14 protein-coding genes are annotated in these 20407 nt (G+C 35.1%); 1 reads left to right on the forward strand and 13 read right to left on the reverse strand.

Annotated features, from left to right (window positions below; genetic code table 11):
• Window positions 1-88: 88 nt before the first annotated feature.
• The 12 genes from FHY60_RS09380 to FHY60_RS09430 form a co-directional block, all read right to left on the reverse strand.
• Entirely contained in the window at window positions 89-820 is a 732-nt protein-coding gene (locus tag FHY60_RS09380) for a hypothetical protein (RefSeq protein ID WP_139904727.1), read from the reverse strand.
• Between the two features lie 125 nt (window positions 821-945).
• Complete coding sequence (locus tag FHY60_RS09385) at window positions 946-1851, reverse strand: AEC family transporter (RefSeq protein WP_243122124.1); 906 nt, start codon at window positions 1849-1851, stop codon at window positions 946-948.
• A gap of 387 nt (window positions 1852-2238) precedes the next feature.
• Window positions 2239-3108: a 50S ribosomal protein L11 methyltransferase gene (locus tag FHY60_RS09390; protein WP_139904728.1), complete on the reverse strand. Its 870-nt coding sequence runs from the start codon at window positions 3106-3108 to the stop codon at window positions 2239-2241.
• Window positions 3109-3256: 148 nt separating this feature from the next.
• The gene (gene serS, locus FHY60_RS09395; protein WP_139904729.1) at window positions 3257-4534 is read right to left on the reverse strand and encodes a serine--tRNA ligase; all 1278 of its coding nucleotides are present in this window, start codon (window positions 4532-4534) and stop codon (window positions 3257-3259) included.
• A gap of 148 nt (window positions 4535-4682) precedes the next feature.
• A complete protein-coding gene (locus tag FHY60_RS09400; RefSeq protein ID WP_139904730.1) occupies window positions 4683-5357 on the reverse strand; it encodes a hypothetical protein in 675 nt (224 codons plus the stop codon).
• A gap of 340 nt (window positions 5358-5697) precedes the next feature.
• Window positions 5698-7173, reverse strand: coding sequence for a protein adenylyltransferase SelO (locus FHY60_RS09405; RefSeq protein ID WP_139906416.1), 1476 nt, complete (start codon window positions 7171-7173; stop codon window positions 5698-5700).
• Between the two features lie 95 nt (window positions 7174-7268).
• A complete protein-coding gene (locus FHY60_RS17885) occupies window positions 7269-7421 on the reverse strand; it encodes a hypothetical protein (RefSeq protein WP_163216031.1) in 153 nt (50 codons plus the stop codon).
• 429 nt (window positions 7422-7850) lie between these two features.
• Window positions 7851-8060 (reverse strand): hypothetical protein, encoded by a 210-nt coding sequence (locus tag FHY60_RS09410; protein WP_139904731.1) that lies wholly within the window; start codon window positions 8058-8060, stop codon window positions 7851-7853.
• Window positions 8061-8366: 306 nt separating this feature from the next.
• A complete protein-coding gene (locus tag FHY60_RS09415) occupies window positions 8367-10505 on the reverse strand; it encodes a hypothetical protein (RefSeq protein WP_139904732.1) in 2139 nt (712 codons plus the stop codon).
• Between the two features lie 57 nt (window positions 10506-10562).
• The gene (locus FHY60_RS09420) at window positions 10563-13382 is read right to left on the reverse strand and encodes a tubulin-like doman-containing protein (RefSeq protein ID WP_139904733.1); all 2820 of its coding nucleotides are present in this window, start codon (window positions 13380-13382) and stop codon (window positions 10563-10565) included.
• An 18-nt stretch (window positions 13383-13400) separates the two neighbouring features.
• Entirely contained in the window at window positions 13401-15698 is a 2298-nt protein-coding gene (locus tag FHY60_RS09425; protein ID WP_163216034.1) for a VWA domain-containing protein, read from the reverse strand.
• 201 nt (window positions 15699-15899) lie between these two features.
• Window positions 15900-17075, reverse strand: coding sequence for a MalY/PatB family protein (locus FHY60_RS09430; RefSeq protein WP_139904735.1), 1176 nt, complete (start codon window positions 17073-17075; stop codon window positions 15900-15902).
• Window positions 17076-17294: 219 nt separating this feature from the next.
• On the opposite strand from FHY60_RS09430, the gene FHY60_RS09435 reads away from it, so the two are divergent.
• Window positions 17295-18824, forward strand: coding sequence for a Kelch repeat-containing protein (locus tag FHY60_RS09435; protein WP_139904736.1), 1530 nt, complete (start codon window positions 17295-17297; stop codon window positions 18822-18824).
• A 79-nt stretch (window positions 18825-18903) separates the two neighbouring features.
• On the opposite strand, the gene xylB is transcribed toward FHY60_RS09435, so the two are convergent.
• A complete protein-coding gene (gene xylB, locus FHY60_RS09440; RefSeq protein ID WP_139904737.1) occupies window positions 18904-20403 on the reverse strand; it encodes a xylulokinase in 1500 nt (499 codons plus the stop codon).
• Window positions 20404-20407 lie beyond the last annotated feature (4 nt).

Below are 20407 nucleotides of genomic sequence, written 5' to 3' on the forward strand. Positions count from 1 at the left end.
AGGCATGCTATTGCATGCCTAAAAACTATATAATAGGAAATTTTTCGTAATAAAATAGAGAAAATCCGCCTCAGTTACTAATTACTCATTATATGGTCCATTCATCGTGAATAATTCCAACCACATACCAGGCATCTTTGTATTTTTCATATACAACTCTTAAGCTTCTCCAATCCATACCTTCATATTTCGGGTCTATACCGGGAAAGTGATATTCTACAATAATTGAATTTTGGTAAAACTGAAAACTATTATTTATAGTGTTTCCCTGTCCTATGGTTCTGTTATAGCCTGCTTCTTCAGCATTTATAAAATCTGCATCATATATAAATCTTTTATAATAATCTGAAAATGTTAGCTTTATGGGTTCTCCAGAACCATCATAGTCCCCCCACGTATATTCTGTAACATCAGAGTCCAGCACTCTTATCTTATCAGCAGTAAATACTAGATCTTTGCTTTCATTTACGTAGGCATATGGACTAAAACGTACTCCTTTCTCAGGATGAACCATTTTTGAAAAATTCACCATGTCATAATTTTTGATTGCAGTGAGTACTTCAGTTGTCCTGCTCCCAATTATACTTTGAAAATATTCTTCGGTATCCTCCTTAAGAACTTCCTCTTTTTCCTTTAAATCGCTGTTTTTATTCTCAGTACTATTTTTACCATTTTCTTCACTACTATTCTCCCCAATTGTTTCTGTATTATTTTTCTCAATTACCTTAACATCCTTTGTATCTAATGTTTTTGCAGTACAGCCAGTGGCTAAAATTATAGATATGACAGCTAAGGTTGAAGCAATAAATTTAAATTTCATAATGTTTACCTCCCTCTATAATTTATATTGCTTTTATTTTTTACTTTATATTAACACTATAAGCCCTAAAGCCTACTCTAAGTCAATAGTTTTTAACTGTTTTTATGGAAAATGTAAAAGCCCTTCTAAAAGAAGAGCTTAATAACTAAAGGTATAGTCACCATTGAAATTAATGTGCTAAAAGAAACTATAACAGCTGAATACTCTTTTTCCTTGTCAAATCTTTCAGCAAATAGTGTGGTCATTGCACCGGCAGGCATAGCCTGCATTAATATGAAGGTCTTCATAACCAAGGAGTTTTCCTTAAAAATTACTGAAACTAAATATAATAGAGTCGGGAGAAGGATAAGCTTTATAAAAGATCCGTAGTAAACAGTTAGATCTTTTACAGCTCCTCTAAAGTCTGTAGCAGCCAGTAAACTTCCTATTATTATCATAGATAAAGGAGTGGTAAGTCCTCCCACTGTCTTCATTGTATCCAGTAATAAGCCTGGTATTTGAATTGAAAATATCATCACTATGAGTCCTATTATTACAGCTATAATACCACGATTTTTCATAAGTGTTTTTAGACCATTTAGCTCCTTAGCATCAGTAAAAAGAGATACACCATAAGTCCAAGCAAATATATTAAAATACATATTAAATATAGAAGCGTATATAATTCCTTCATCTCCTAGAATCCCAGCAGTCAAAGGAATCCCCATATATCCACAATTTGAGAAGACCATTGCAAACTGCAATATGTACCTTTTTCGCTTCTCAATCTTTGCAAAAAAAGGCTTTACAATTATTGGAGTGACAATAAATATTGCAAGTCCATATATAAATGCTTTTAGTGCATTACCTGCCAACTGTGAACCACCACTAAAATTAAAAGAAGAAATTATGAGCAGCGGTGTTGTTATCTCCAAAAGTAACTTAGACAACCCATTGGTTAAGCCAGCATCTATTATATTTCTCTTACGTCCATAAAATCCTATTATTCCTACCAAAAATAGCGATAGTATTTGGTTAACAACTGCATCCATTGTAATCATCTCACTTTGTCCATTATTTTAGTACTTAGAATAGTACTGCCTCTGACATTATAAACTAATTTAAGTATTTTATCTATATCGATATGACGAAGATTTTGATTAAGTTAATGATTGACTCCTTATTTTTAAGGAATCCCTATTATTTTCATATAGCAGCTTTGTATAAATAAAAGCTAAAATAAAAGCTAAAATTAAATGACTTTAAGAATTTTTATTCATTATTTTACAAGGAGGCCTATACAGATACTTTAGCTTTTTATAACACTTTTTTTACTTTATATATTCTCTCAATGGTCAGTCATAAAAAACGAGTACAACACCCTTAAGGACAAGGTATTGTACTTCTTTCTTGCTTTTAATCTATGAGATCACTTAATTTCAAGCCCTATTTAAAACAGTAGTCACCCATTCATTGGTCTTAGTACTTTCAACTATTTGATAGCCCATAGAACCTATTTGCTGTAAAAATTTGTGGCTGCTCCACTCTACTAAACCAGATACAAATAATATACCTCCAGGTTTTAAAACATTATTGATAAGCTTCATAGATGAAAGGGTTTCTTCCCCACCTATATTGATAAATACTGCATCAAATTCTCCACTGATGCCCATATCTTTACTTGTGACATCGGCTACTACAACCTCTATGTTATTGAGGTTATTCAAAGCAGCATTATATAAGACTTCTTCAGTAACGTCTCTTATATCTAGGGCAACCACATTATCAGCATTTTTCAAGGCAGCAGCAATGGCTAAAATTCCTGATCCGGTGCCTAAATCCAGTACTGATTGGCCTGTGAAATCACTATCCAATATGCAGCGAAGCATGTCTTGAGTAGTTTCATGGAGGCCTGTGCCAAAGGAGCCTTGAGAGACAAAATTAATTTTTCTCAAACCTTCAGCTTCTATTTCAGGCTCTGCTATTAGCCAACCATTATTTAAATTTACAGGTTCAAAAGGCTGTTGCCAGCCTGTGTCCTTTAATTCTTGCATGATTATATCTTCGCCTAAATTTAGTTTTTCTTTGATTTTTTGGAGATGGTCTTTACATTCCTCAGCACTTTCACACTCAGGGTATACCTTCAAACTTACAACCTCATCAGGCTTTTCATAGAACCCATAGCCATTATCATCAGTTGTCACCTGAAAAGGTGCATCATAATATGTAGAGTAAAGTTCTATTTCATATAATCTTTCTAATACCGTTTCTATTTCCGAATACTTTACAGGAAAGGATATTTCAAACATGATGTTTCACCTCAATAATTTGATAGTCTTTATTATAAGATTTACTCCATATATTTTCAATATAATTATCGCTTCCAAGATACTTTTCAAAGTTATAATCAGAAAAACTGTCCAGAAAATTCTTCTGGACAATTTGTATTTCTTTTACTTATTTAATTACAGTCATGCCTCCCATATATGGCTGCAGGGCGGTGGGAATTCTAACAGAGCCATCTTCATTTAGGTTGTTTTCTAAGAATGCTATTAACATTCTTGGTGGTGCTACTACAGTATTGTTTAAAGTATGTGCAAAATATTTTCCGCTTGCACCATTTACACGGATTTTGAGCCTTCTTGCCTGTGCATCTCCAAGATTTGAACAGCTTCCAACTTCAAAGTACTTTTTCTGTCTTGGAGACCATGCTTCTACATCCACAGATTTCACCTTTAAGTCTGCCAAATCGCCTGAGCAGCATTCCAATGTTCTCACCGGTATATCCAAAGAACGGAACAGCTCTACGGTATATCTCCACAGTTTATCGTACCAAAGCATACTTTCTTCCGGTTTACATACCACAATCATTTCCTGCTTTTCAAACTGATGAATTCTGTATACTCCTCTTTCTTCCAAGCCATGAGCTCCTTTTTCTTTTCTAAAGCATGGAGAATAGCTTGTTAAAGCATGAGGTAGTGACTCTTCAGGTATTATAGTATCTATGTACTTACCAATCATGGAATGTTCACTGGTTCCAATCAAATATAGGTCTTCACCTTCTATTTTATACATCATGGCATCCATCTCTGCAAAGCTCATAACACCGGTTACCACTTCACTGCGGATCATATAAGGTGGAATACAATAGGTAAAGCCTTTATTTATCATAAAATCTCTGGCATATGAGATAACAGCTGAGTGGAGTCTAGCTATATTGCCCATTAAATAATAAAAGCCGCTGCCTGCCACCCTTCTGGCGCTGTCTAAATCTATACCGCTGAGTTTCTCCATTATTTCGGTGTGATATGGAACTTCAAAATCCGGTACAAGTGGTTCACCAAAGCGCTCCAGTTCAACATTTTCGCTGTCATCCTTACCTATTGGAACACTTGGATCAATTATATTCGGAATTGTCAACATTATGTCATTGATTTTTTTGGCAAGTTCATTTTCCTGTATTTCTAACTGGGCCAGATGCTCTGAATTGGAGTTGACCTTCGCTTTTAATTCCTCCGCTTCTGTCTTCTTTCCTTGACCCATCATGGCACCGATTTGCTTTGAGATCTTATTTCTTTCAGCTCTTAAGTTTTCCGCTTCTTGCTTTACATTTCTGTGTTGGATGTCCAGTGCAATAACTTCATCCACTAAACCTAACTTATGGTCCTGAAACTTATTTTTTATGTTCTGCTTAACAATATCAGGATTTTCTCTGACAAACTTTAAATCTAACATCTAATTTTCCTCCTGTTAATTTTATACTAATTTTCAAGGTAGACTTGATATTTATGCACTCATATTTTAAATTGCTTTAATTGCAAGACTAAATAGAACCGTACGATACCTAAAGTATTGCATTTATCTTGATAATCGGTCTTCTCTTTTAAACTAATTCAAAGGCCTTATCTAATACTTCCTTCATGACTCTAAATTTACCAATCTGCTTTTCATGTCCACTACTAAACACAAGAGCTCCCTCATAAACAAACATCTTTAAGTTTACAAAGAATATGTTCAAATTAGCTTCCTTTAACAATTTTCTCTGTTCATCCAGTATTTCCTTTAGTTTAAGATATTCTTTATGATAATACTCTACTGTATATTCATACTCTTTATTGCTGCAGGATAATTTATCGTAATAAGACCATCCTCCAAAGTTAAACATTTGCGTTTCCAAGTCATTGCCTAAATACAAAATAAATAGTTTACTAATAGTATCGTTTTTTAAATCAACTTTTCCGTCTTCTTTAATTTTAACTGAGCTTGTTTCAGACTTGAAGTTCAAGCATATTTTACCGTTATGCTCATATAATTCCACAGTAAATTTGTTGTTAACTGCTATCAGTTTATTGTATGCACGATCAATTTTATATCCTTTTTGAGCCATTATGCTTTTAAAGTCATTAAAAAGCAGTTCTTTAAACTCAGTATTTTTTTCTCTATAACTCCCATAAACTGTTTTATGTTCATTGATTAGGTCTTTTATCAGATTTTCATATTCAGGTAGGTTTCCAATATATTGTACTCTATTATTTTCCACAGCTTCATCCCCTTTCATTAGCATGACCCTTAGCTTAATAAATACAAATCTTTATCCTTAAATACTAAAAGAATATATAGTATTAGTTTACCACAAGCTCAGTAATTAAAAAATGTATTTTGTGCTTATTCAAGGGATTTATTTTAACTTGATTGAAATAATAATATACGGTGCTATGACAGGTGCCGCAGATACCAAGACACCTATGTATATAAGAGGAGTGCTATATTTAAGCAGGATGAACAAGAGAAATTGGAAATACTTAAGGGTATAGATAGTAATTAAAAACCCCAGACAAAAATAGTCCTTTCTATCTTTGCCTGGGGCTTTGTATTTTCTTTTGAGTATTACATGAATATTACGTACCGCAATAGGTCTTATACTTACAATCTGAAGGCTCTGGAGGTCTAATATACTCTATCTGTTCGGCAGTATAATCGTAAGGTTGGGAAAGTACCATAAGTAGTCTATTCATTACGCTGTAATCTTCGCATTTAACAGCTGCTTCAATTGCCTCCTCTACCCGGTGATTCCTTGGAATGACTGAAGGATTTGACCTCTTCATCAGTTCCTTGGAAGCTTCACTTGTTTCCTGCTGTCTTATTAACCTTGCTTTCCATTTTTCTTGCCATTGAGTAAATTCTGGGCTATTAAACATCTCAGAGTCCAAGGGCTCATCAAGGGTTAGGGAGCGGAAGGTATTAGTATAATCAGCTTGATATTTATACATTATCTTTAATAGATCCTCTATAAGAGTTTCGTCCTCTTCCTCTGCATTGAATAATCCCAATTTTCCTCTCATTCCGGTTAACCAATTGCAGCGATATAATTCAGGAAATTCTGATAGAGCCTTCTCCGCAATCTTAATAGCCTCTTCTTTATTATCATGAAGTAAAGGCAGTAAAGTTTCAGCAAACCTAGCAAGGTTCCACATAGCAATGGGCGGTTGATTTATATAGGCATACCGTCCTCTGGTATCAATAGAGCTGAATACAGTTTCTGGAGCATAGGTGTCCATAAAGGCACAGGGCCCATAGTCAATAGTTTCTCCACTAATAGCCATGTTGTCTGTATTCATTACACCGTGAATAAAACCAACCATCATCCACTTTGCAATTAGAGATGCCTGTCTTTTAACCACTTCTTGCAATAGTGTAAGATATCTGTTATCACCTAATTCTATATCTGGATAATGCCTCTGTATAGTATAGTCAGCCAGGTGCCGAAGCTCCTCTAGGCTGCACCACCAAGCTGCATATTGAAATGTCCCAACTCTTATGTGGCTGGAGGCTACCCTGGTCAAAATCGCACCTGGCAACTTCTCATCCCTGTACACTAACTCGCCGGTAGTTACTACTGCCAAGCTCCTAGTGGTAGGTATTCCAAGGGCATTCATCGCTTCACTGATGATATATTCTCTAAGCATTGGACCTAAAGCTGCCCTGCCATCACCACCTCTGGAATAAGGTGTCCTGCCTGAACCCTTTAGTTGTATATCATATTTATGCCCTCTTGGCGTAATCTGTTCACCAAGCAGCATAGCTCTGCCGTCACCAAGCATTGTAAAATGTCCGAATTGATGTCCGGCGTAAGCTTGTGCAAGGGGTTTGGCCCCCTCTGGAGATTTGTTTCCAGCAAAAATCTCTATACCACTTTTACTTTTTAGTATTTCAACCCCTAATCCTAAGTCTAATGCTAGGACCTCATTTAGTATAATCAATTTTGGTGAAGGAACAGGGTTAAGGTGAACTAAAGTAAAAAGGGATTTGGGAAGACGGGCATAACTATTATCTAAATTCCAACCTGCTTCTTTCTTTGCCGTTTTCTTTGTCATCATATCTCCTTCTCTTCATTTATCTATAAGTTATTTTATATAATAGAGACCACCTGCTCCTCTTAGTTATTATATATCGTTTCAAAAATTAGGGTTTATTGAGGATTGGATATTTTGCTTTGATCCCCGTTTCTTCGTCGAATCTCTGCCTTAGGCATTCTAGTATTTTTTTTATATTCCATTTCATTATCACTGTCTTCCTTATGGGATCTATTGGTACCGGGTATTATCTTCTTTGAATTAGCCATAAAACCCACCTCCTTAAGTATGCATTAATTAAACTAGAAACTTACTACTTTAGCTTTACCAGAAGGTTAATTTTTATAACTCCCTTTCTTCCTCTTTAAAAATATCCATAAGTACAATTATTTCACTATGAATTCAATAACTGCCATATCTCATGAATCTCCTTTTTGCACTGCGATAAATCTAAGCATGATATTTTACCTTCATGGCATAAAACTACTAATTTATGAATAAAAAATAACCATCTTACTATTTGCAAAATGGTTATCTTATGCATATATTTTATTTAATTATACTGGTCTACGTTTTAATATATTAATATCTACTTCATGTCTTCCTGTCATATCTTTTAATACTTCTATACTTTCTTTTATTTCCTTCACATCTTTCGAGACGCTTTTCACTGATATTTCCATCAAACTTGCTTTTTCTTATATCACTGAATCTGTATTTTTAAATGATTTTTCATTTTGCTCTTTATGTGAAGTTTGTACTTCTGTAATTATATCTATCTTTTTTTCTATGGCTTCAAGTTTAATTGAATTATTTTTTATATTGTTTTTAACTCCATTTATTTCAGTTTCAAGCCTTGTTTGACCTTCTAATAACTTAATGAGAATATCTTTAATTTCATTATCCAAAATATCACCTCTAAATTGCTTTTTAGCTTAAATAGTTATATTTTATATGCACTCATTCAATAATCTGAGTTTATTATAATATTTATAGTATTAACATACAAGCTTTAATAATATTCATATAACAAGTATTTGATCAACATTACTAGGATGAATAATATATAAAATAATGTGGTGATAATATCACCCAATAGTATAAAATCACTTTGAGAGTTAATTATGGCCCTTGCAATTTTGTCTGCAAAATTGTAAAAGAATAAGTTTAAGGGAATGATATAAACCAATATGATTACAACAAAGACCGTGATTTCAAGCATTTCTGTCACCTTTCTTTACTATTTTAACCGGTGCGATATTTTCAAAATCTACTCCCAAACAAACTCTAATTAAAGAAATGCTGTTTATATAATGATTTTTCTCCTCTTCCATTAAAAGTTCACAGTCAGCTATATCCCTTACATCCATATCTTTTATAACTCTATTAACTTCCGAAGAACCTATAAGCAGAGAGTATTCTTCCATTAGATCACTATGGATGTATTGCAATAGATAGGTGGACTTGATGATCCCCTTTTCAAACCACCTGCCCAACTCTTCAACGGTTTTCTCTTTATATTTAAATTTCAAATACTCAAAACTATCTATATCTACATATGTGGCTGAAATTTTTAAAGAAAACTCTGCAATTTTCTCCTTTAGTTTTTCACTTAGAAAGTCTTCTAAGCTAACCAAGTCAGCAGTAAATTTTTTATATACATCACTTGCCCTAGGAGATCTTTCCAGATAAAATTTGTGTCTATCCTGGGAATCTAATAAGTTTACTATCAGATTCCCAAAACCTTTATCTTCTTTTTCATTTATAGGACATAATTCCTCATATACTTTTTTACAATGTTCTATACAACTCTCAATAACAAAAATCTTTTGTTCTAAGTATCTTTCTAGTATTGCCTGATTATCAACGATTTTCTCTTCTATGTAATCATTTATCTCTTCTCCGTACTTTTTAAGTAACTCTTTCTTATAAATATCAATGTAAGAGTTAAGCTTCATTGGAGCATAAAAGTAATCAAGATATAAAAATATGAATAAGGCTGCAAAAATGGTAACGCTTATCATTATGCCAGGAATAGTAGAAGAAAAAGCCATCTTTACGGTTAAGTATAGAAGAAAAATTGATAAAATGGCAGATTTTATTATGAACCCCACTAGATTTGGTATCTTGTTCACTTTCTCCTCAAGTTTTGCATTAAGTTCTGAGGTATCAACATTTAATTTGGCCTTATTCATCGAAGGTATAACTGTTAACTTTTCTTTTAAAACACTTAGATATTTCAGCGATTCTTTTAAGCCCTGATTGAAAGCTATGCGGCTTAAATCATTCTCTATGTTTTCCTTTAATTCTAATGTGTAAGCTTCAGAATTTTTATCTACAGTGTCTTTCATCTTAGGTAAGTACTGATGCAGTATAAATTGCTCCAATTCCATAAATTTTTTTGGATAGATTTCAATTTCCTTACCTAGAATTTCATCAAATTCATCTAAATTGTTAAGACTGTAATAAGCCCCCTCCTTAATTATGTCAATACTATGACTTAACATCTTTTTCTGTGTGGTATGTTCTAATAAATGATTGGATAGAAAGGCTTCATAGTTATCGTCACTCTCCTGCTCCAAAGCATATTTTAATGTGTCAGCTGCCATATATATTGAATACTCTTCTAATAGCCTATCCTTAAATATCATTAGGGAATTTATTCCAATGGTACCTAACTTATATCTGCCTTCCTCCATTAGGATTCTCCTCTTATAATGGGAAAGCGGAGGATCTTTTGAAGGTATGATGTTCAAATAAACTATTAGTCCGCCTATATACTGTAATTCATCAATAGGTATCCTTGTGCCATCGTCAGATACACAGTGCAGAACAAACACTTTTGAATCCATGTAAAGAATATTTTCTTTTAGCGATAAAAAGTCTATTACTTCCTTTACCTTATTCAAAGAGGCTCTACTTTCTGCCTCTTCCAAAAGCCACTCCTTTTCCATGATGGGAAAAATATATAGGGTCATCCCGCAATGCCTGTCCTTATCAAGGTTTCCATAGTTTAATTCTGCCAAGGTTCTTACTACTTCATAGGCAGAGTAATTACAATCATATACATCCCAAAGCAGATAAATGTTTATTCTGACAGAGCTTACATTATCGTTCCTTACCTTATACCCAAAGTCCAACAGCTTGTTCAAATTCTTTACAGAAAGCAGTTTATTGTCAATTATATCTTGAATGTGCTGTGCAATACCCTCCAATTCCTCAATACAGTAATAATCAATTACCTTCAAAAAATGTTCTGGAATATAAGATAAGAGCTCTTTAGAAAATTCAAGAGCCTTCCTCCCACAAGGCCCAAGAGAGATTAAAAGTGAAGGAACAAAAATTTCATTCATTAAATACCTCCCATTACTATACCTAATGCACTAAGACCATTGTCTAGTATATGGGTATCAGTTAGCAATAAATCTTTGATCTATCTTTTGCTCAGCGATAAAGTCCTTATCACTATTGCCTGATACTTTATTCTTGAGATACATTTCACAGTGTTTTTTCAACTCTTCCTTGCTAAAGTTGCCTTCAGCATCTTTAATAAATTCCCTTATCAGCAAGCTGATTTCATTGTTTTCACTTATTTTTCTGATGGTTTCGGAATAACTGTTTCCAAGGATTCTCATACTTACTTTCTTTGAAACTTCATCTCCTTCATCCTCTGGCTTATCCATAAAATATTCTTTATAATCGAGACAGTTATCCACTTTGTTTATATACTTAAAGCCATTGCCTTCTCTTATGATATTTAAATAGGAAGTTCCTCCTGCTTGCAAAATTACACCAAAGGCTTTCGCAAGGGAATAATATTTTAACATCTCCTCCATATCCTGATCCAACTCTTCCAGTCCAATATAGTCCTGATGAAGGTGAAGAGGGTATGTTTCAGAAGCTAGCAGCTTCATATAGCAGGCCTTGTAGTTCTTAATATCCGGTAAGTATGCAGCACAAGCCCCCATAGTAATATGAATTACATCTATTGAGTAGGGATTTCTGGTTTCTACATACCTAGCCCATCTTGACCGCTCACCGGTTTGATTTCTGATCCAGCTATCTATTGCAGCAGGTGGCTTGATTGTAAAGCCATTATTTATACTCTCATCTCTGATACATCCAATATAGAAGCATTCTGTCCACGAAACTTCGGGATTTTTTACGGCCGACCAAAAAGGATTAGCAAGTTTTGAAGTAATATTTAGCTCTTTTCTCATATAACTTTCAAAATCTTCATTTTTCTCTTTTGCATTTTCTTTAAGTACCTCAATGATGTTCAAGTTTTTATTGCCCTCCACTTTTTCATATTCATCGTTACATAAGTTAATCAGCTCTTCAGAACCACTTTCAATTACTTCTATTAAATTTTTGTCAACAAACATTGATTTTACTCTATTCATGAAGTTGTAAGAGAAATTTGAATTGTAGTACCTATCATAAAATTTTCTTGATATCATTTCTCTGGATACAATATTGCCGCCATACTTCTTCTCACTCTGATCACTAATCTTTTTTATACGTACATCTATTTCGTTGATCATATCTCCAATGTGACTAACTAAAATATCAAATCTGTCATTGATATTCTTTATATTCTCCATGACTGCCTCAAGTCTGTCAGAGTAAACCATTTTCATGATTTTATTCTGCATCTGATCTATAAGCAGATTAAACTTCGTGGTTATTTCAACTGCCTGTTTTTGTTTTGTCTCTCTAGTCCTTTTGTTTTCTTTTATCTTACTATTTAATTCATTGATAGCAGCTTCAATAGAGCTTCTGTCAAGACTGCCGGTATAATTAACCTCTTCAAGTTCATTGGTAAATCTTGTTTTTACTTCTTCTAAAACCCTCATTACAAACTTAATGCCATAACGTACTGTAGTCTCGTTAATGTAATCTCTCATTATATTTTTTATATCTTCCCTTGCCCTTTCCTTGCTCTGTTTCCACCTATTTTCCTTCTCTCTGGCGTCATTTTCCACTCTCATCAGGTTATTCTTTTTGCTTATCAATTCATTTACTGTGGGATTAGATCCTATCTTTGACCTGAAGGCAAAATTTTCACAAATTTCATCTATCTCAAGCATGCAGTTAATCTTTTTTATTAAAGGGTCGATCTCTTCATTTAGAATCTTTTCTTCAATTCTTATGTCATTTCTCATTTTGTTTAACAGCTCTTTTGCTAACATCAAAGAACAGTATTTCTTTAGGTTTTCTGCGGGAAATTCCATAGAAGAGGAGGCAAAGGTGCTAAAATGCCTATCTTTCTTTAGAACGGGATCTTTGTCCTTGCATATGAAGTTGGCATAGTCTGCCCTTAGCTGTGAACCTAAGGCTGTACCAACCTCTTGAAACAGCTGCAGCGAACATAAATCATATATATCCTCTATGTTGGTAAGCACTCCACCGGATTCATTTCTATTCTCTATAAGATAGCAGATGTCCAGCAGCTTTCTATCCAGTTTTATTTTTCCTACATTACTGTATTTAAAAGTGTATTTACTGTCTGAAGGATTGGTAATAGAAGACATGTAAAATTCCAGTTCTTTTAGGGCTGCATAACAGTTAGCCTTGCTTCTGTTTTGGGCATCTAAGTCAGAGGATAACTTCTCATCATAACAACTTTCCAAAGTAAAAATTCCAATTATGTTTGTTGTATCCCTATTAAATATTTTTGAAATCATTACTGCTACGTCAAGAAAAGTACCACATCCTGTACCACCCGCTAAAGAGCCTACTATATAAACCTTGTGTCTATCGATATTTTCCAGGTTGATTTCCTCGTTTTCTGTCAAGAGCTTATGCAGATCAGCCAAGTCATTTTTTGCCGTCTGTAAACAGTCATAAACGAGTTTAGCATTTTTATATAGGTACATTCTCCCTATGGGCCTTACGAGGCCTGCCCCTTGGTCAGTAGATGTAAAAAAATCCGGAGTTATTTTTGGATTCTGAGGCAGCCAATCAAAGTTTGGGTTATTATAGGCCCAATCCAATGTATTCTTTATCCCTTCCCCAAACTTCAACTGACACTTCTCGCTGTTTTTTATACTGTCATCTAAAAAAGTTTTTAAGTCAGTGTCTATCAATAGGTACCTCACCGGCAGCTTTTCATTGTTATATCTTTTACTGAACAGTTTTTTCAATCTTTTTATAACCTGGTATCCTGTTCCACCAAGTCCTATGATTAACGCAGGCAGAATCTCCTTTGGAGCTTTTGGATATTTCATTATCTTACCTCCTCGTGATTAATAGAGATATATTTTTATAGTTTTGTTGCCTATAAGTGACTTAGCAATTATCTCTTCGCCAGGCCTATAGTCTATCTCAGAAATAGGCGTTCCTTCTATTGTATTTTGCTCTGACATAGCTCTATAACACAGTTCAAACATTTCTTCGCCTTTCAGTAGATAATTCATTCCTACAAGGATCCTATTTCCCTTTGGTACCTTCAATAAAAAATAACCTATGGAATGTTCCCTATCTTCCTCATCACTTACATATATACTGTTATTAATCACATTCAGATAGGCAGTACAATTTTCTGGGCTCAAGTATATGTTTGCCCCTTGCTTCACTTTCTGTGTTGAGATACAAACCTCTACTTCCTTGTTAATGCTGTAAGCTTCAACTCCAATTTTGTATTTGTAAAGGCAAAGAAGTATTGTTTCAACAATTAAAATTAGTACAGCTATTATAATAAACACAAATGCTCTATACTTGTACCAAAAGTATTCTGTTTTAGAGAGAACCACCAGATTTGTAGAGATTTCAGAATTTCCAATAATTACGTCCACATTTTCTGATTTTATTTGAAACTTATGATTTTCTCCTTCTTCCAAGATACCTAAATCCAGTGTTACCTGGGTGTCCTTCGGTTTTACTGTAAAATCCTTGATCAGCTTACTTTTTTGATCGTATAGGAGCATTTTTTCTTCTTTCTCTATCTCATTTTTAGTAATCTTAAGAATAAGTTGAAAATTACTATTCTCCTTAATAGGCTTTTTATAATCTGTACTTTCAAACTCAATTATGGGCTTTTCAATAGTTTCCAAAGTAATTGAAGGCAGGTAATAGAAGAAAGGTTCATCCCCCTCTTCCTTAATACCTCTAATTTGGGCAGAGAGCTTAACTGATCCGCTCTTAAAAAATTTTATACTTGCCTGCAAGTAATTTTTCTCAAAGTTTAAGGGAAAGGTAATGGGTTCCACATCTTCCTCATACAATATAAAAATATCTCCTGCTGCCTCTTTAATTTTCGTATCATCCAACTGACTAAGTGTTACTTCTACATTATTGTCAACATATATAGGACTAATCAAAGGTGAGCTATAGTTAAAGGGCACTTTGTCAGTTACAGTGATATTAAGATACTTACCAGCAATGATGTTGCCATTTCCATCGCAAGCAATAAAAAACAAGGGGTAATAGCCTGGCTTATCTTTATCAATGGTAAACTCAAAGGCAGGTCCGTTTTTTTCTATGAGCTTGTTTTGCCCATCATCTATAGTATAAAGCTGGAGGTCATTAATTTGTCTATCCATTATGAGCTCTGCCTTTAGCTTCAGAGGAACTTTATATGGTATTTCAAAATTATCACTAGCAGAGTCCACCTTGATTTCTGCCTTGCTTTTTATTTGAACAAGTACCAAACTTTCATTTTCATCATCCGACTTTATCCTAATAGTATTATTCTTATGGTTGATATCGTTTCTCAGGCTGTAGATTTTATACCGGTCTCCTGATTTATATTCGAAATTTTCATTGTTGTCATTGGTGACATTAACCATAGGAAAGTTCTCATCAGTTGAAATTACATTAATCACAAGCTCTTCAATAAGTGAACTTATTTTAACTACCCTTTGCATATTACTGCTTGTATTAAAACGGTCAATGGTATAATAACCATTTATAGTCCCGAAAATATTGCTAAAGGCATCAAAGACAACAGCAGCGTTTTGTGCAAAAAAATAGTCGCCTAAGGTCATATTAGCAAGCTGGGCTAGGGTTTCTTTATCTGACTCCTCTGATAGACCAATGGTATTTATCCTAACCTTCATATCTTGTGCTGTCTTTAATAAGGAATTCAACTTTCTTTCATGCTCTTCTTTCGATTCACCGGGAACCTCTTCCCTGCCATCAGATAGAAGTATTATGTACTTCTCTCCCTCAACCTCCTTAAGCTGGTCCAAAGCCTCTTCCAAGCCTTGTTTCATATTGGTATACTGATTATCATATTTAATGGAGTTAACTGCATCCTTAAGTTCTTCTGCTGTAGGTCTTTCCACCAACTTCTTTACATAGGTAACTTTATCACCGAAAGCTATTATGTTTAGCTTAGTCATATTTAAATCCACCGCATCAATCAACATAGCTGCAGATACCAGGGATAGACGAGTATTGTCATTTTTGATCATGCTTCCAGAGTTATCTATAAGTACAATTATGTTTTTTTCACTTTCTTTAGCCCTGATTATATTAACTGGTATTGCTCCGACAAAGAAAAGCGCAGTAAGAATAATTAAAAATTTTTTATAGGTCTTCACCAATGTCCCTCCGGAAAAATACTCATTATTAATATATTGATTTATAAAGCATATTTAGAACAAAAGTAGCCAATGAATAGCTTTTAATATTAAAAGCTGATTTTCTCCATCCTATCATGAGACTGACCACTAAAAAACCCTGCAGCACGGCCTAACCTTTGCTACAGGGTTTCTATAAAATGAACCTATATTTTTGTTATTCTAAAAGTTATTTCCCTGAAGAGTCTTATAACTCTTGTATATTCTCCATAGCCCCTCTTCAATAATGCTCCTTGGGCAAGCTATATTTATTCTCATGAAGCCATCTCCACCACGGCCAAAGATTTTACCTTCGTTGAACCAAACCTTAGCTTGTTTTAAGAAAAAGCTATTAAGTTCACCGGGGCTTAGGCCTAATTCCCTGCAATCCATCCAAATCAAATAAGTTCCTTCAGGTTTGATAACCTTCATCTGCGGAATATTTTCTGAGATAAATTCTGTTAAGAGGTCTAGATTTCCCTTTAAGTAATCCAGCAATTCATCCAACCATTGTTCTCCGTGGTTATATGCCGCTACCGTTGCTTCCATGGCAAAAATATTTGGTGACAGACCACCAATGGATTGTAGCATTTGATCGAATTTTCGACGTAAAGTATCATTTTTAATTACTACTGAGGAAGCTTGGATTCCCGCTATATTAAAGGTCTTGCTTGGAGCAATACATAATATGGCGTTTTCAGCAAACTCTTCACTTATTGAAGGAAAAGGAATATGCACATATTCTTTATAAACCAGATCACAATGTATTTCATCAGCTATAACAATTACGTTATTCTCAATACAAAGCTCACCGAGCCTAGTCAACTCATCTTTTGTCCAGACTCTACCCACCGGATTATGAGGACTGCAAAGAATCATCACCTTTACTTTGGGATCCTTTAACCTTGATTGCAAATCTAGCAAATCCATAGTATATCTGCCATTCTCAAACTTTAGTGGATTTTCTACAAGCTCACAACTGTTATTCTTTATAGCAGAAAAAAAGGGATGGTAAACAGGAGTTTGAATCACTACCTTATCTCCTGGTTCAGTAAGAGCTCTTATGAGCATATGTATTGCCGGGACTACCCCCGGTGAATATCTAATCCACTCCTTTTTGATCAAATAGTTATATCTTCTTTTCCACCAGTTTATTATGCTCTCAAAGTAACCATTGTCAGTTTTCGTATAGCCATAAACAGCATGTTCAGCTCTATTTATTATGGCTTCTCTGACAGCATACGGTACTTCAAAGTCCATATCGGCTACCCACATGGGCAGTACAGATTCATCGGCCAGATCCCATTTTATAGACTTTGTATTTTTTCTTTTTACTATATTATTAAAATCATACTTCAAATCCTATACCCCCTTTATAATACCAATCCCGTCGAATAAATATATATTTTCTATGATTTTATCATATTTTTACCTTCAAATAACAGTAACAATTTAAATATTTTCTACAATATAATAACTAATTCACTATGAACATATATAATCTGGCAACAATTTTTGCATAGTATCATATATTACTAGTAGAACAAGCTATTAATAACTGTAGAAGGAGGAGTAACTTTGTATAATTTTCGCGACTTCGCACCTACAAATGGTTTTGACAGTGAGGACTTAACCAATGCAAGGCAAAATAACTATGCTTGGTCCATGAGTGATTTAGGCGATTATATATATGTTGGTACTGGTAGAAACATTCTATACAATATTATCAGGGCTATTCAGCCACAAGCTCAGATCCCTGACTTGATTGACCCTGGAATTGTAGACAACCTTGCTGAAATATGGAGAAGAAAGAAAAGCGCCTATCTTCCTTGGGAAAAAGTTTATAAAGCCCCGGTTGATTCAGGCATTACCGGTTTCAGATATATGATCAGGCATAACCCACTTGGAGGCAGAACAGCCCTTTATGCAGCAGCTTTCGCTCCTAGGGTACAAATATTAAAGAGTACTAACGGAATAAATTGGTTTATACTACCAGATACTGTTTTACAGGGAACCTCTTCAAGAGCAATGGTAGTACACAACGGTAAATTATATGTTGCCACTTTAGATGAAGCAAATCCAAGTCCAACACCACTTCTTTACAGCAGTGAAGATCCTGAATTTTATCCCTGGCAGCTTGTGACAGATTATAGTTCACCTGACTATGACCCAGCCAGGAACCCTGTAGGTTTTATTACCAATATGGCAGTATTTAATAACAGACTGTATGTAGCAACCAGTACCGACCAAGGTGCTCAAGTATGGAGAACAAACGGAACAGAACCAAGACTAAATGATTGGACACTGATCGCTGACAGGGGCTTCGGAAATCCTGCAAATGTCTATACCTTGGCAATGGGCGTATTCAGGAATTATCTCTATGTCAGTGCAACTAAAGAATTGCCATTGTCATGGGCTATACCACAAGGCTGTGATATAATCAGAATAGATAAGTCTGACAGATGGGATTTGGTTGTGGGTGGAAATCCGCTGATAGCATTCTTAAATCCTGATGCAGAAAATCAGCGCAGTCTGTCCGGTCTTGGATCCGGCTTCAACAATCCATTCAATGTATATGCTTGGCAGATACAAGAATATCAAGATAAGCTGCTTATAAGCACCTTTGATGATTCCAGCAACATGGAAGTAATACTGACAACCCTCTTGGCCAACAGGGCTGAACTCAACAATATAATCGGAGAAACTACAACCAATCTGTTAATTGGTATTTACAGAGCAGTAATTCTAATTTTGAGAGCTATAAGATATCCATTCGGCTTTGACTTGTATGTTTCTGATGATGGTATTCATTTCGATACTATTTTCCTAAACGGTCTTTGTAATCCAAACAACTATGGCGCAAGAATCCTTTATGTAGACACCTACAATGACCTATATCTTGGAACTGCTAATCCCTTCCAAGGATGTGAGGTTTGGAGAACTGATTGCATTGGAGATTGCCCAACAAGGCCTTGCAGGGGCAACCACTATGCAAGCCTATGGAGAGCAAAGCAAATCATAACTGATTACTACAAGCTATTGAGCGATAACCTACCAGTTATCCAGCAATTTTTACCAAAAGATTTAATTCCTTGTCATGCATTATGATTAGACGACAAAGGGGTATCTCTACAACATAGAGATACCCTCAGTATAAAATATTTGCTTTTACTGTGTATAATTTTAATTATTGTAATTTACTTAATTCCTTAAAGGAGTCCTTTAATATTGGATATAAACTGTTATAGATCTTATAGTAATGATCATACTTTTCAGTATTTTCACTTATCGGATCTACTGAAGATGTAACCTGTATAAGATTTTCGCATGCTTCATCTACAGTTTTGTATAAGCCACAGCCAACTGCTGCCAGGATGGCTGCACCATAAGCAGGACCTTCTTTTGAATTTATAACCTGAACTTTTACGCCAAAGATATCAGCTAAAATTTGCCTCCAAAGAGGACTTTTTGACCCGCCTCCGCTTACTCTTACTGCTTCTACGGGCACATTAAGACTCTTTAGTATTTCCAAGGAATCTCTCAGCCCATAGCATACACCTTCCAATACTGCTCTGGTCATATCTGCTCTGGTAGTTGTAACATTGAGGCCAAAGAATACCCCTTTAGCGTTTGGATCACTGTATGGTGTTCTCTCTCCCATTAGATATGGCAGGAAGATAACGCCGTTACTTCCAACCGGCGATTTTGAAGCCTCTTCTAATAGTTTTTCAAAGGCATCTCCATCAGTGTCCACATTTATTTCTTCTACCCACCATTTCAAGCAAGCTGCTGCGGAAAGCATAACTCCCATCTGATGCCACTTTCCGTTGGAATGGCAGAAGGAATGTAGTCTGTTATCAGCATCAACCTCATATTTATCACTGCTGGCAAAAACCACACCAGAGGTTCCCATGGCTGCTGATAAGATACCGCTCTTAACTACACCGGTTCCAACTGCACCTGCTGCCTGGTCTCCTGCACCGCCTACAACTGCAGTTTCTTCTGTAAGGCCAGTATATTCGGCCACTTCTTTTTGCAGCTTACCTATAACTTCCCAGGACTCATGAACCTTAGGCAGTACATCTTCGCTGATTCCTAGTATTTCAAGCATTTCCTTAGACCATTTTCTTTCCTTCACATTCAACATTAACATTCCAGAAGCATCGGATACATCGGTAGCAAATTCACCGGTTAACTTATAGTTAATGTAATCCTTAGGTAGAAGAACATGGGCTATTTTATCAAATAAATCCTTCTCATGTTTTCTAACCCATAGGAGTTTTGGCGCAGTAAAGCCAGTTAAAGCCATATTACCGGTATACTCTGATATTTTTTCTTGTCCTATTTCATTGTTTAAATAGTCGCACTCTTCTTGAGTTCTCTGATCACACCAAAGTATAGCTGGTCTAAGTACATTACAGTCTTTATCTAGGAGTACAAGGCCGTGCATTTGCCCGCTTAAGCCTATGCCCTTTATGCTGGCGCCTTCTATGTTATTTTTGCTTATCAGCTCTTTGATACCGGACTGTGTAGCATTCCACCAATCCTCAGGATTTTGCTCTGCCCACCCTATCTTTGGGTAACTGACATCATAGTCCTTAGAAATTGATGCCGTAACTTTACCAGCATCGTCCATAACCACTATTTTTACTGAGGATGTACCTAAATCTATCCCTAAAAAACTCATAGTG

Source organism: Clostridium thermarum (genome assembly GCF_006351925.1).
GTDB lineage: Bacteria > Bacillota > Clostridia > Clostridiales > Clostridiaceae > Clostridium_AU > Clostridium_AU thermarum.